The sequence below is a fragment of the Streptomyces sp. NPDC029216 genome (genome assembly GCF_040648015.1).
Classification (GTDB): domain Bacteria; phylum Actinomycetota; class Actinomycetes; order Streptomycetales; family Streptomycetaceae; genus Streptomyces.
Window position 1 is genome coordinate 56,396 of record NZ_JBEZWL010000027.1, and the last position, 10,722, is coordinate 67,117.

Below are 10,722 nucleotides of genomic sequence, written 5' to 3' on the forward strand. Positions count from 1 at the left end.
AACCACTCAAGATCCACTGGTCCGACGATTGACTCCCGCCTGAAACGTGGAGTATGGAGGTGCACTCCGCTCCCCCCGCTCAACCCACAGTCGGGGAACCAGGACTGGCCTGAGGACGGACGACACCCCTCGGCCGCCGGTGCGAAGGTGTTGCCCTCGGCCAGAACAGGGGGGTACACGTGCAAGCCTCGCCGGAGCTCGCTCCGCTGCTCGACTTCAGCCCCTACCGGCTGCTCACCGAACCCGACTCCGTCCACCGGCGGATGCGTACCGAACCACCGGTGCGTTTCGTCCGGGAGGAGACCGGGTTCTCGTACTGGCTGGTCTCCCGGTACGCGGAGGCCCGCGAGGCCCTCGCCGCACCCGGGCTCTCCAACGACCCGCGACGGCTGGGCCACCCCGCCGCCCACGACGCGTACTCCCCGATGGCGAACAACGACCCGCCGGACCACACCCGGTTGCGCCGCCTCGTCTCGCACGGATTCACCCGGCGCCGGGTGGCCGCGCTCGCGCCCTCGGCGGAGCGGGTCGTCGGCGAACTCCTCGACGCCGTGGCCCCGGCCGGCCGCGCCGACGTCATCGCGGACCTCGCGTTCCCCCTGCCGGTGCTCGTCATCTGCGAGCTGCTCGGTGTGCCCACCGGGGACCGGGCGGCCTTCCGCGCCTGGGCCGACCACACCCTGTCCACGACCGCGGGCCCGCGCACCCGCGAGGAGCGCTCCCGGCGGCTGCACCGGTACTTCACCCGGCTGATCGCCGCGAAGCGCGCCGCCCTGCGGGCCTCGTCGTCCCCCGACGAACAACCCGATCTGCTCAGCGCCCTCCTCGTCGCACAGGAGCAGGACCACAGCCTGACGGACGAGGAACTCGTGGGCCTGGCCGTGCTGTTGCTGGTGGCCGGTCACGAGACCACGACCAACCTGATCGGCAACGGCCTGCTGACCCTGCTCCGCCACCCGGACCAGCTGCACCGGCTCCGGGAGGAGCCGTCCCTGCTGCCCGCCGCGGTGGAGGAGCTGCTGCGGTACGAGGGCTCGGCCGGCCAGTCCTCCCTGCGCGTCGCGGTCGAGGACACCGTCATCGGCGGCACCCTGATCCCGCGCGGATCCGTCGTCAACATCGGCCTCTCCCTGGCCAATCGGGACCCCTTGGTCTTCCCCGGCTCCGACGGCCTGGACCTCGGGCGGCAGCCCAACCCGCACCTGGCGTTCGGCCACGGCATCCACTTCTGCCTCGGCGCACCCCTGGCCCGGATGCTCGCGGCCACGGCCTTCGGAGCGCTGCTCGGCCGGCTGGCGAACCTCGCCCTGCGGGTGGCCCCGGAGGAGCTGCGGTGGCGGCAGATCAGCATCCTGTGCGGGCTCACCGCACTCCCCATTTCCTTTGATCCAGAGTTTCGTGAAACGAGTGGTTCGTGACGATCAGCGATCCGATGGCGGCGGCCAACCTCTACCGCCTCGCCTTCGGCTTCATCCCCGCACAGATGGTCCACGTCGCGGCCCGGCTGGGCCTGCCGGACGCGCTCGCCGAAGAGGACCTCTCCCCCGCCGAACTGGCGCGGCGGACCGGCGCGCACGCCCCCTCGCTGCACCGCCTGCTGCGCGGCCTCGCCTCGCTCGGCCTGGTGGAGGAGACCGCGACCGGCACCTTCCGGCTGACCCCGGCCGGTGCCCCGCTGCGCGCGGACGTGCCCGGCTCCGTCCGCCCCATGCTCATGCCGTACTTCTCCCAGGCCGTCTGGTCCTCCTGGGGCCGGCTGCTGGACTCCGTGCGCACCGGGGAACCGTCGGTGGAGTCGGTCACCGGCGGGTCGGTGTTCGCCCACTTCGCGGCCGAGCCCGAACTCGCCGCCGAGTTCCACGCCGCGATGGCCGTGAGCGCGGGCGCGGAGGCGGAGGCCATCGCCCGGCTGTACGACTTCACCGGCGTGGGCACCGTCGTGGACGTCGGCGGCGGGTCGGGCACCCTGCTCGCCGGGGTGCTGGGGAGCCGTCCCGGGCTGCGCGGGGTCCTCGTCGACACCGCTTCCGGGGTGTCCTCCGCCCCGGCCGTCCTGGAAGCCGCCGGCGTGGCGGACCGCTGCGAGGTCACCGCCGGGGACTTCCTGGATTCCGTGCCCGCCGGCGGCGACCTGTACGTGTTCAAGAGCGTGCTGCACGACTGGGACGACGAGAGCTGCGTCCGGATCCTGCGCAACTGCCGCGAGGCCATGGCGGCCGGAGCCCGGGTGCTGATCGTCGAGGTCGTCGCGCCCGCGGTCGTGGACGGCACCACCGACCCCTTCCTCACGGTGAGCGACCTCAACCTCTTGGTGCTGACCCGCGGCCGGGAGCGGACCGAGGAGGAGTTCGCGCGCCTGCTGGACGCCGCCGGGCTCCGCCTGACCCGCGTCGGCGACGCGGTCGGCTTCAACGGCTACCGGATGATCGAGGCCGCCCCGGCGACGGCGGGGGACGGCGCCGCATGAAGACGACGAAGGAAACCGCGACGTTGACCCCGCACCCCATCGAGGCCGACGGCCACGAAGTAGGCCCCACCACCCTGCGGCGGCTGGCCGCCGCCTGGCCCAGGCGGGCCACCGTACGCACCGACATGCACAAGATCACCGGCTACGAGGAGTACGACCCGGAGCTCCTCGACTACCCGGTCGCGCTGATGCCGTTCGGCGAACACCCCGACTTCCGGGCCGCGTCCGAGGACAAGCGCCGCAGGGTGAACACCCTCGGCTGGATCGCGTACAACGAACGCGTGGTCGCCGCCGAGGAGTTCGTCGTCAACCCGACCTTCGAGAAGCTCGGCCGCGCCGTCTTCCCCGGTGTGGACCGGTTCGAGGTCAAGGAGGTCGTGCGGCAGTCCTACATCGACGAGGTCTGGCACACCTACATGCACATGCTCGGCACCCAGCGCACCCGGGAGGCCCGGCAGGTCACGGAGGAGCCCGAACCCGAGCACCCGGTGACCAACCGTCTCCTGTACCGCGCGGAGGGGGCGGCCGGCGAGCGCTGGCAGAAGGACCTCCTCTACCTGCTGTGGACCACGGTCGGCGAGGTCAGCGTGAACGCCTTCCTCGACCTGATGGCCCAGGACACGACCGTGCAGCCGATGCACTCACTGATCGCCCGGCTGCACGCCCGCGACGAGTCCGCGCACGGCCCCGTGATGATCGAGGTCATGAAGGACGTCTTCGTCCATCTCTCCCGTGAGCAGCAGGACTTCTTCATCGCCTCGCTGCCCGCCGGCATCACCGCCTTCTGCGCGGAGGACTTCGACTGGTGGCTGAAGGTGCTGGAGTTCACCGGGATCCCCAAGGCCCGCGACATCATCGAGGACTCCCGCACCGGCGGCGGCAGGCTCTCCGAGCTGCTCGTCACCGACTTCAGCGGGGTACGGCGGCTGTGCCGGGAGCTCGGGATCGAGGACCGGGTGGACTTCGACCTCGCGGCCGGGACCACCGGCCGTACGGGGAGGACCGCGTGATCCTCACAGGTCCCGAGATCACCGACGCGGCGGCCGACGGGCGCATCGTCATTTCGCCGTTCCGGCCGGAGCAGGTCAACCCCAACAGCTACAACGTCTGCCTGGGCGAGCGGCTGCTGACTTACACCGACGAGGTCATCGACGCCTACCGTCCCAACCCGACGCGCGAGATCGTGATCGGGGAGGAGGGCTACGTCCTGGAACCCGGGCAGCTCTACCTCGGCCACACCGTGGAGAGCGTCGGCTCCGACCTGTACGTGCCGCTGCTCTTCGGGCGTTCCTCGGTCGGCCGTCTGGGGCTCTTCGTGGAGATCACGGCCCCCATCGGGGACATCGGCTTCCATGGCCAGTGGACGCTGATGCTGTCGCCGGTCCGGCCCCTGCGGGTGTACCCCGGCATGAAGATCGGCCAGATCATGTTCTTCGTGTCGCTCGGGCGGGTCGACCTCTACGAGGGCAAGTACCAGTCCTCGGACGGCCCGCAGGCGTCCCGCTACTGGAAGGACGCACCGGTACCGACGCCATGATCCTCACCCGCGAAGCCATCCTGACCGCCGTCGAGCGGGGCGACATCGCCATCGAGCCCTTCGACGCCGACCGGGTCTCCCCCAACGCCTACGACTGGCACCTCGGCGACCGGATCCGCGTCTGCGAGGGCGAGGAGCTGGACGCGGCCGCGGCCACCCGCGTCAGCGAACACGTCATCCCGCCGGAGGGCATGGTCCTGGAGCCGGGCGTGCTCTACCTGGGCGTCACGCACGAGCGCACCCACTCGGAGCGCTACGCCCAGATGATCAACGGGGACCGCAGCCTGGGCGCCCTGGGCATCTGGGTCCACGTGTCCGCTCCCCTGGGCCACGTGGGCCACTCCATCAACTGGACCCTGGAGATCCGGGTGGCCCGGCCCGTCAGGGTCTACCCCGGTATGCCCTTCGGGAAGATCGTGTTCCTGTCCACCGCCGGGGCGACCACCAGCTACCAGCACGTGGGCCGCAAGTACACGCGGACGGCCGGGATCGACATCTCGCGGCTGTACGAAGAGCTGCGGGGCACCGGGTGAGGGTACTGACCGGCCTCGACCTGCCCTGGGGCAGCCCCGGGGGCAGCGTCGAGCTGCTCCGGGACCTCTACCTGGATCCGGACGGCCCTCTGGGCGCGTCGGACGTGTTCATGCTGGCTCCGGACGGCGGACCCGTACCGACCCCGGACCCGACGCCCACCCTGCTCGACGTACCGGGCAAACAGCTGGACGGCCGGGGGTTCTGGTCGTACGTCGGCCGGCTCACCGAGGAGCTCACCCTGCGCTTCGCGCCGGGCGATCACGACGTGCTGCACCTCCAGCACCTCGCCTTCGGGGCCACTCCGGCACTGCTGCGGGCCTTCCCGAAGCACCCCGGCATCGCCCTGGTCCACGGGACGGACCTGCTGTTCGCCGCCGAGCACCCCACGCAGGCCGACGTCCTGCGGGAGGCCACGACGGCCGCCCGGGCCGTCGTGGTGCCGACCGCCGCGATGGCCGATCAGCTGCGGCTCCTCACCCCGGTCGAGTCCGGCCGTGTCGTCCACATCCCCTGGGGCGTCCCCGACCGGCTGCTGCACCGGCCGCCGGTACGCCCGGTGCGCGACGACGGAGACCTGCGGGTCCTCTACGCCGGGCGGCTGACGGCGGAGAAGGGCGCGTCCCAGCTGGTCTCCGCCCTCGCCGGCACGCCGGGCCTGACCCTCAGCATGGCGGCCCCCGCCGCCGAGTTCCGGCGGCTCGCCGAGGTCGTGGACCTGTCCACCACGCGCTACCTCGGCTGGCTGAGCCGTCCCGCCCTGTGGGCCGCCTTCGCCGAGCACGACCTGCTGGTGATCCCCTCGGCGAAACTGGAGGCGTTCGGCCTCACCGCCATCGAGGCACAGGCCTGCGGGCTGCCCGTCGCCTATCAGCCCGTGCCGGGGCTGATCGACGCCCTCGGTGACTCCGCCCTGCCCCTCGACGTCCTCGCCGACCCCCACCGGGCCCGGGCGACCCTCACCGGGCTCGCCTCGGACCGAAGCGCCCTGGAGGACCTCCGGGCCGCCGGCCGGTCCAACGCCGCGCGGTACCCGCTGTCCGAGACCGCACGTGGACTGGCTTCCCTCTCGGCCCGGTTGGCCTGACCGACTCCCCCCACTCCGACACCGAAGGACCCGCGCATGTACGCAGCAGCGCTGTTCGACCTGGACGGCACGCTGATCGACACGGAACCCCGCAGCCGTGAGGCGTGGACGCGCCTCTTCCGCAGCCACGGCGTTCCGTTCGACGAGCACACGATCCGGGGCTTCGCCGGCCGGCCGGGCAGGGAGGCGCTGCTCGACCACGTCCACCGCTTCGCCGGCCGGACCGTCGACGAACTGTTCGCCGAGGCCCTGCACTACACGACTCTGCCCGACATGCCCGCCGTCGAACCGGTGCCCGGCGCCGTCGAGCTGGTCGTACGGCTGCGCGCCTCGGGCGTACCCGTGGGCCTGGTCACGTCCGGGACCCGCGACTACGCCCGCGCCGAGCTCACGGCCATCGGGGCGCTCTCCCACTTCGACGTCATGGTCACGGCCGACGACGTGACCCGCGGGAAGCCGGACCCGCAGGGCTACCTCGCCGGCTGCGCCGCGCTCGGCGTGGACCCGTCGGCCACCGTGGTGTTCGAGGACGCGCCGGCCGGTGTGGCCGCGGCCAAGGCGGCCGGCGCGCGCGTCGTGGCCATCGCCTCCGACCACAACCGCGCGGCACTGCACGCCGCCGACCTGCTCGTCCCCCACCTCCTGGACCTCGCGTGGCCGCCGGAGTTCGGGACGCCGGCCGGCGCGGCACGGGCGGAGGGCTGACATGGCGGCGGATCCCGTACTGGAAGTGGTCGTCACCTCCGCGGCGGAGGCCGTGGCCGCCGTCGCCGGCGGCGCCGACCGGCTGGAAGTGGCCACGGACATGCACGCCGACGGCATGACACCGGAGCTCGCCGAGTTCCTCCGCGTCCGGCAGTCGGTGGACGTCCCGCTGCGGGTCATGCTCCGGGATCACGGCGGCTTCCGGGCGGCCGACGCGGACCGGCTGCGCGACACGGCCCGCGCCCTGCGGGCCGCGGGCGCCGACGCGTTCGTCCTCGGTTTCCTGACCTCGGACGGCGCCGTGGACCCGGTCGCGATGGACACCGTCCTGTCCGGGGTGGCCGGCTGCCGCTGGACCTTCCACCGTGCCATGGACCACGCCGCCGACCGCGCCGCGGTCCGCGCAGTCCTCGGCGCCCTGCCCGGCCTGGACACCGTCCTCACCGCCGGCTCCGCGACCGGCGTCGCGGACGGCATGCACGTCCTCCTCTCGGAGCCTCCCGTGCTCGCCCCCGCCGTCCGCGTCATGGCCGGCGGCGGTCTCCTCCCCCGGCACGTCCCCGCTCTGCGGGCGCACGGCGTCCACGCCTTCCACCTCGGCACCTCCGTACGCCACGGCGGCTGGGACACCCCCATCGATCCGGCCGCGGTCCGTCGCTGGCGGGACCTCCTCGACACCGCCCCCGAGGAGCCGCGCTCCCATGCCCTCTGAGACGACCCCGCCGGCCCGCCCGTGCGAGTTCTGCGACATCGTGTCCGGCCGCCTGCACGCGGAGATCCTCTACGAGGACGACGCCACGGTCGCCTTCCTCGACAACACGGCGGTGATGGAGGGCCACACCCTCGTCATCCCCCGCCGTCATGCCACCGACGTCTGGGACATTCCCGAGGACGACGCCGCCGCCGTCATGCGCACCGCCCACCGGATGGCCGGGGTCCTGCGCGAGGTCTTCGCCCCGGAGGGAATGACGCTGTTCCAGGCGAACCGCAGTGCCGGCTGGCAGGACGTCTTCCATCTCCACGTCCACCTCGTCCCCCGCCGCGAAGCCGACCACCTGCACCGCCCCTGGCAGGCCACCCGGGCCGACGACGCCGTCCTCGCCGCCACCCGCCGCCGGATCCTCGGCCCCGGCGCAGCCGCACCCCGTTCCCCCCGCCCGCTCCCATGAGGAATGATCCCGTCATGCAGCCCCCTCACCTCCCGACGACCGAGTCGGCCGTCCGCGCGATACGCGAGATCGCCCAGGAGTACCGCCTGACGATGAGCGTCACCGACGACATCGGCGCGGACCGGACCTCACGCCGCACCGCCGCCGGCATCGCCACGGTCCTCGACCCCGACGGCTCCCTGCCGCACGAAGCGTTCGTCGACCTCGGCGGCACCCCCACGGTCAGCGTCCGTCTCTTCCCCGAAGACGACGCGAACATCTCGGTGGACCACGTCGAGTTCCACGACGTCCCCCGCGACGCGGTCCCCGCCTTCCTCCGCTCCGTCTACGGCGGCCTCGCCTACACGAAGAGCCGGTTCTTCCCGCCCGGCCTGTGGCTGGTCGTCCCCCTCCCCGGCGACACGACGCACAAGGAACTCGTCACCCTCACAAACCCCAGCCCCTGGCTCCTGCAGATCTCCCGCAACGCCTGACGCGGCCGGCGTGAGCGACGCTGGTTGCCCATGTACAGCCGAAGTCGTTGGTTTTGGCATATGAACGAGGGGTACGCCGCGGATCCGGCCAAGACCGCCCAGGACATCATCTCCCTGCTCGAACCTGCCGGTCTCGCACGCGAGGACGTGCTCCGCGTGGAGGGCGAAGGCGGCCTCTCGTAGTCCTGGACCAGCTGGGGCGACGTCGCAGGGTTCGCCGGTGCCGCCGGCCACCCGGGCGGGTGGGCAGGCCCACACCGGGGAAGGGGGCTCGCGCCCACATTTCAAGACGGGGATGCCCAGGATGCGGGCGAGCCCTTGCTGCGGCATGTGACATCGGACAGTATTCCTATTAATCCGATGGGAAAGGGGGAGTTCCCGCGGACAGCTCGCTTCCGTGACTCCTCACGTGGCCACGGCCCGGCCGGGTCCGCCAACGACGTTCCGGAGCAGCCCACATGACCACCGAGGAGAAGCACCACACCCTCCTGCGTGCCGCCCGCGACGTGGCAGACGACCTCGCAGCGGACGCCATCGCCCGCGACCAGGCGGGCCGGCCGCCGATCGACGAGAAGGCACGGCTGCGCGAGGCGGGCCTGCTGGCGGCCCTCACGCCGCCCGGACCGGGCGGCGGGACGGACTGGCGTACCGGGTGCGCCGTCATCCGGGACATCGCGGCGGCGGACAGCTCCGTCGGCGAGATGCTCGCCCGGCACTTCGTCCACACCTGGAGCGGACGCTTCTACGCGGGTCATCACCGGGCGACCGCCCTCGAAGAGGAGTCACTGCGCGAGCAGTGGCTGTGGACGGGTGCGGTCCGCGCCCTCGCACCCGACGAAGGCGGCCACGCCCCGGACCTCATCCTGAGGCGGCGCAACACCGGCTACGTGCTGCACGGCCGCCGGCCCGTCGAGACGGCGGTGACCGTCGCCGACCAGATCGCGGTCGACGCCGTCTGCGCCACCACCGGTGACATCCTGGTCGTACGGATCGCTCCCGGCGCACGCGGCGTGACCGTCGACACCGCCCCCGACCGTCTCGGCCAGCGCGTCGCCGGCGCGGGTTCGCTGATCCTGGACCGCGTCGCCGTCGCGCCCGAACGGCTCCTGGGGCGCAGGCCGCATGACGAGGAGTCGGCCGCGCCCTTCACCACGCTCGCCGAGCCGGCGCTCCGGCTCGCCCTGTGCCATGTCGGCCTGGGCATCATGGAGGGCGCCCTCACCGAGGCGCGCGACCTGAGCAGGCGCGGCCGTGGACACCGCCGGCCCGGCGAGGACCCCGACCTCCTGCTGACGTACGGGGAGCTCGCCTCCGCCGCGCAGACGGCCACCGCCGTCGTCCACCGGGCGACGGCAGCGATGGCGCGGGCCCTCGACCCGGGCTCCCCCCTCGACGCCGAAGAGCCCGCGACCGTCACCTCCCTGGTCGGCACGGCCGAGACCGTGACCGCGAAGGCCGCCCTGGAGATCACCGCGCGGGTACTGGAGCTGGCCGACGCCCCGGGCCTGGACCGCTTCTGGCGCAACGCGCGCGTGCTGACCGCCCACCACCCGGCCACCCGCCGCCTGCGCTCCATCGGCGAGCACTACCTCAACGCCTCCCACCGCGCCGTGGCGGCCGCCTTCCACTGACGCGACGCAGGTCAAAGCCGTACGGGATAATGTCCACATGCGGATCTCGGCCAGGGCAGACTACGCGGTGCGCGCCGCACTACAGCTCGCGGTGTCACAGGAGGGCGGGCCGGTGAAGGCCGAAGCCATCGCCGACGCCCAGGACATCCCCCACAAGTTCCTCGAGGGCATCCTGAACGACATGCGCCGGGGCGGCCTCGTGCTCAGCCAGCGCGGCGGCAACGGCGGCTACCGCCTGGCCAAACCCGCCCAGTCCATCAGCATCGCGGACGTCATCCGCGTCGTGGACGGACCGCTCGTCTCGGTGCGCGGGGTCCGGCCCCCGGACCTGTCCTACACCGGGCCCGCCGAGTCGCTGCTGCCGTTGTGGATCGCCCTGCGGTCGAACGTGCGGGAGATCCTTGAGGGGGTCACGCTCGCCGACGTCGCCGCGTCCAGCCTGCCCGCTGGCGTATCCGCACTGACCCACGTCCCCGGCGCCTGGACCAATCCCTAGTCCCGCTACCCCTCCCCACCTGCACTTTCTCAGCTGACAAGACGCTGACGTCCACGATATGGGCAACCTCTTGGGGCAGGTGCCGCCGTCTGCCAAGATGCCTACCAAGTCAGTGGGAAAACTAGGAATCAGGGAGGTGGCCGCTGTGCGCGCACCGCACCGGGCGGGCCGCCCGCTCGCTCCTCTCACCTCTCGGCGCCACATCGACCTGGTCCGTACGTCCAGCGCCATCTGTCAGGCTTCCTGACCTCCTTCCCCGGCCCGGCACCCATCTGCCCCCCGGGCCCCCTCGGCCGCCTGCGCCCCGCACCACGTCGATCCGCGGTGCGCCACCCCTGCGGCCTCCCCCTCTCCGCTCCCGCGACATTCCGCGACACCTCCCCGTACCAGCCTGCGCCGGCAGCATCAGCGGCGACGGCCGGTGGCGGGTGCCACCCGACCCGTGAAAGGACACCTCCGTGTCTGCCGCCAGACCGCTCACCACCCTTCGCATCATCGCCGTCACAGCGGCCCTTCCCCTCCTGCTCACGGCCTGCGGCTACGGTTCCGAGGCGAAGAAGGAGGACGACAAGGCCAATGTCGCGGCCACTGACGGCGCTAAGAAGCTGTCCGCTTCCGAGGTGCGT

14 protein-coding genes are annotated in these 10,722 nt (G+C 72.4%); all 14 read left to right on the forward strand.

Translation table 11 applies throughout. From position 1 onward, the window contains the following. The first annotated feature begins 179 nt into the window (after window positions 1-179). The 14 genes from AB0F18_RS13575 to AB0F18_RS13640 all read left to right on the forward strand — a co-directional run bounded on the left by AB0F18_RS13575 (window position 180) and on the right by AB0F18_RS13640 (window position 10,343). The gene (locus AB0F18_RS13575; protein WP_362058925.1) at window positions 180-1,418 is read left to right on the forward strand and encodes a cytochrome P450; all 1,239 of its coding nucleotides are present in this window, start codon (window positions 180-182) and stop codon (window positions 1,416-1,418) included. Further along, complete coding sequence (locus tag AB0F18_RS13580; protein ID WP_362058928.1) at window positions 1,415-2,467, forward strand: methyltransferase; 1,053 nt, start codon at window positions 1,415-1,417, stop codon at window positions 2,465-2,467. The genes AB0F18_RS13575 and AB0F18_RS13580 overlap by 4 nt, the downstream gene beginning before the upstream one ends. Further along, window positions 2,464-3,477, forward strand: a complete 1,014-nt coding sequence (locus tag AB0F18_RS13585; RefSeq protein ID WP_362058931.1) for a diiron oxygenase — start codon at window positions 2,464-2,466, stop codon at window positions 3,475-3,477. The genes AB0F18_RS13580 and AB0F18_RS13585 overlap by 4 nt, the downstream gene beginning before the upstream one ends. Beyond that, window positions 3,474-4,004 carry a dCTP deaminase gene (dcd, locus tag AB0F18_RS13590; RefSeq protein WP_362058934.1) on the forward strand — a complete coding sequence of 177 codons (531 nt, stop codon included), beginning with the start codon at window positions 3,474-3,476 and terminating at the stop codon, window positions 4,002-4,004. The genes AB0F18_RS13585 and dcd overlap by 4 nt, the downstream gene beginning before the upstream one ends. Beyond that, window positions 4,001-4,537: a deoxycytidine triphosphate deaminase gene (locus tag AB0F18_RS13595; protein WP_362058937.1), complete on the forward strand. Its 537-nt coding sequence runs from the start codon at window positions 4,001-4,003 to the stop codon at window positions 4,535-4,537. The genes dcd and AB0F18_RS13595 overlap by 4 nt, the downstream gene beginning before the upstream one ends. Further along, window positions 4,534-5,622 carry a glycosyltransferase family 4 protein gene (locus AB0F18_RS13600; RefSeq protein WP_362058939.1) on the forward strand — a complete coding sequence of 363 codons (1,089 nt, stop codon included), beginning with the start codon at window positions 4,534-4,536 and terminating at the stop codon, window positions 5,620-5,622. The genes AB0F18_RS13595 and AB0F18_RS13600 overlap by 4 nt, the downstream gene beginning before the upstream one ends. A 36-nt stretch (window positions 5,623-5,658) precedes the next feature. Further along, window positions 5,659-6,327 carry an HAD family phosphatase gene (locus tag AB0F18_RS13605; protein ID WP_362058942.1) on the forward strand — a complete coding sequence of 223 codons (669 nt, stop codon included), beginning with the start codon at window positions 5,659-5,661 and terminating at the stop codon, window positions 6,325-6,327. A 1-nt stretch (window position 6,328) separates the two neighbouring features. Next, on the forward strand, window positions 6,329-7,039 hold the full coding sequence (locus AB0F18_RS13610; protein WP_362058945.1) for a copper homeostasis protein CutC: 711 nt from the start codon (window positions 6,329-6,331) through the stop codon (window positions 7,037-7,039). Further along, the gene (locus AB0F18_RS13615) at window positions 7,029-7,496 is read left to right on the forward strand and encodes an HIT domain-containing protein (RefSeq protein WP_362058948.1); all 468 of its coding nucleotides are present in this window, start codon (window positions 7,029-7,031) and stop codon (window positions 7,494-7,496) included. Before AB0F18_RS13610 ends, AB0F18_RS13615 begins: the two co-directional genes overlap by 11 nt. Window positions 7,497-7,510: 14 nt before the next feature. Then, window positions 7,511-7,969, forward strand: a complete 459-nt coding sequence (locus AB0F18_RS13620) for a hypothetical protein (protein WP_362058951.1) — start codon at window positions 7,511-7,513, stop codon at window positions 7,967-7,969. Between the two features lie 60 nt (window positions 7,970-8,029). Then, window positions 8,030-8,152 (forward strand): hypothetical protein, encoded by a 123-nt coding sequence (locus AB0F18_RS13625; protein WP_362058954.1) that lies wholly within the window; start codon window positions 8,030-8,032, stop codon window positions 8,150-8,152. Window positions 8,153-8,427: 275 nt separating this feature from the next. After that, a complete protein-coding gene (locus tag AB0F18_RS13630; RefSeq protein WP_362058957.1) occupies window positions 8,428-9,600 on the forward strand; it encodes an acyl-CoA dehydrogenase in 1,173 nt (390 codons plus the stop codon). Window positions 9,601-9,637: 37 nt separating this feature from the next. After that, complete coding sequence (locus AB0F18_RS13635) at window positions 9,638-10,096, forward strand: Rrf2 family transcriptional regulator (RefSeq protein WP_362058960.1); 459 nt, start codon at window positions 9,638-9,640, stop codon at window positions 10,094-10,096. A 97-nt stretch (window positions 10,097-10,193) separates the two neighbouring features. Further along, entirely contained in the window at window positions 10,194-10,343 is a 150-nt protein-coding gene (locus AB0F18_RS13640; RefSeq protein ID WP_362058963.1) for a putative leader peptide, read from the forward strand. Window positions 10,344-10,722 lie beyond the last annotated feature (379 nt).